The 2,320-nt window shown below is 68.4% G+C and carries 2 protein-coding genes; one reads left to right on the forward strand and one right to left on the reverse strand.

The genetic code is table 11. The features are described from left to right. The coding region (locus Q1V87_RS06535; RefSeq protein ID WP_300591370.1) for an acyltransferase at window positions 1-1,233 on the reverse strand (1,233 nt) is incomplete at its 3' end. A 99-nt stretch (window positions 1,234-1,332) separates the two neighbouring features. On the opposite strand from Q1V87_RS06535, the gene Q1V87_RS06540 reads away from it, so the two are divergent. Next, on the forward strand, window positions 1,333-2,184 hold the full coding sequence (locus Q1V87_RS06540) for a tRNA pseudouridine(38-40) synthase TruA (RefSeq protein WP_300591371.1): 852 nt from the start codon (window positions 1,333-1,335) through the stop codon (window positions 2,182-2,184). Window positions 2,185-2,320 lie beyond the last annotated feature (136 nt).

The following is a 2,320-nucleotide window of genomic DNA, read 5'->3' on the forward strand; positions in this document are numbered from 1 at the left end:
GGCGGCGACAGTCCCGAACACGAGGGCCGTTGTGGCCAGGCTCCCGATGACGGTGCCCCACAGCGCCCCGGCATCGACCCCGACGCGTGCTCGTGCCGCACGCCAGGTCCCGCGGAAGCCGAGACGTCGCACGGGTGTTTCGAGGAATCGGTAGGAGGCCTCCGCGATGACGACCGTCAGCGCCAGCGTCACAAGGCCCACCCACACCGGTACTCCCGCCTCCGGTGCGGTGCCCTGGACCGCGGCAACCAGCAGCACGAGCAGGGGCCAGTGCCAGAGGTACAGGCCGTAGGAGCGCTCGCCGATCCACCGCAGGGGGCGGGCATCGAGAGCGTCGCCGAGCCGCGCGTGGGGCCAGACTGCTGCGATGATGGCGATGCCCGACAGGATGCTGGCCCCGGCGATCGTCAGCGGGAACGTGCGGATCGAGTCGGTGGGCGCGAGGAAAGAGAGCACGAGCAGGCCGGCGACGGCGGCGATACCGACGATCTCGGCGCCGCGGCGGACCGCCGTGCGCCGCATCCACAGCGTCGGGGCTGCCAGGGTGCGGTGGAGCGTGAATGCCAGTGCAACGCCAAACAGGATGCCGAACGCGTGGGAGTCGGTGCCGTAGTACGCGCGACTGACGTTGCCCGTCGAAGCCACGATTTCGCCCATCCACACCGCGGATGCCGCGGCCAGGGCGCCGACCGCTGCAACCCGAGCCCAGGTGCGCGGCAGCAGCAGGATGAGGGGAAGCATGAGCGGCCAGAGCACGTAGAACTGCTCTTCGATGCCGAGTGACCAGAGGTTGCGGAAGAGCTCCGGCGTGGTGCCGCCGAAGTATCCCTCGCCGATGACGATCGCGACCCAGTTGTAGCTGAAGGTGAGGGCGCCGGCGATCTGGGCGCCCAACCGGACCAGAACATCGCCGCCGATGACCCACGCGGCGCTCGAGCAGACGAGCAGGAGCAGGACCAGCGCGGGCAGCAGGCGCCTGGCGCGCCGCCGCCAGAAGTCGACGAGGCTCATCCGGCCGGTCGCGTCGCGCTCGCGAAGGAGGAGGGACGTGATCAGGAAGCCACTGATCACGAAAAAGACATCCACGCCGATGAACCCGCCCACGAACCACCACTGCGGGAAGAGGTGGTAGACGACGACGAGGATGACGGCGAGCGCGCGCAGGCCATCCAGGCCAGGAAGTCTGGCGGCGGAGCTGGCACCGTGGCGGTCGGTCGGGAGGGGGCTGGACATCAGCGGCTCTGTGGGGTGGTGCGGGTTCGGGCACCCCAGTCTACGTCCGGGCGGGGGGCGTTCCCTGGGGCTGCGCCGGGTGCTGATTAGGCTGAAGTCGTGCGCATCCGGCTCGACATTTCCTATGACGGCTCGCACTTTCGCGGGTGGGCTCGGCAGCCGCATCAACGGACCGTGCAGGGAACCATCGAGGGGGCGATTTCTCGCGTGCTCGGGGGAGATCCGAGGCTGGTTGTCGCAGGCCGAACGGATGCCGGAGTGCACGCGAGCGGCCAGGTTGCTCACCTGGATCTCGACGACGGGCAGGCCGCGCGGATCGCAGACACGCGTCGGCGCGGTGAAGGTGACGATGGCGCGGCGGTGCTGGCTCGTCGCATCCGGGGTGTTCTCGGCGCTTATGCCGACGCAGCAGTGACCCGCACCTCGATCGCACCAGACGGCTTCGATGCACGCTTCTCGGCGGTGTGGCGCCGCTACGAGTACCGGGTTGCCGACGATGCGGTTCCCTACGACCCGCTGGAACGTCACCGCACGACCGCCGTGCGCGGTGAACTCGATGTTGCGGCGATGGATGCTGCCGCCGGTGCGCTGCGCGGGCTTCACGACTTTGCCGCATACTGCAAGCCGCGGGAGGAAGCGACGACGATCCGCACACTGCTCGATTTCGGGTGGGTGCGCGAGGCATCCGGCGTGCTGGTCGCCACGGTTCGGGCTGACGCGTTCTGCCACAGCATGGTGCGTGCGCTGGTGGGCGGGTGCGTTGCGGTCGGTCAGGGGCGGCTTAGCGTCGACGATCTCGTGCGCATCCGTGACGAACTCGTCCGTGTTCCCGAGGTCAAGGTCCTGGCTGCCCGAGGGCTCACCCTCACCGAGGTCGGCTACCCGGCCGATGACCTGCTCGCGCAGCGCGCTTCGCAGACTCGCGCACGGCGGGACGTCGACACCGACTAAGCCTCGATCCACCGATGAAGGTGGGTGACGGTCGGGCGTCGTGACATGGAAATGCCCCTCGGATCAGGGAAAATAGAGCTTGTCTAAGGTTCTAAGTCCCAGAAACGAGAGGCATCTCGTAGATGCAATTCAAGCA

The organism is Microbacterium sp., assembly GCF_030149085.1.
Classification (GTDB): domain Bacteria; phylum Actinomycetota; class Actinomycetes; order Actinomycetales; family Microbacteriaceae; genus Microbacterium.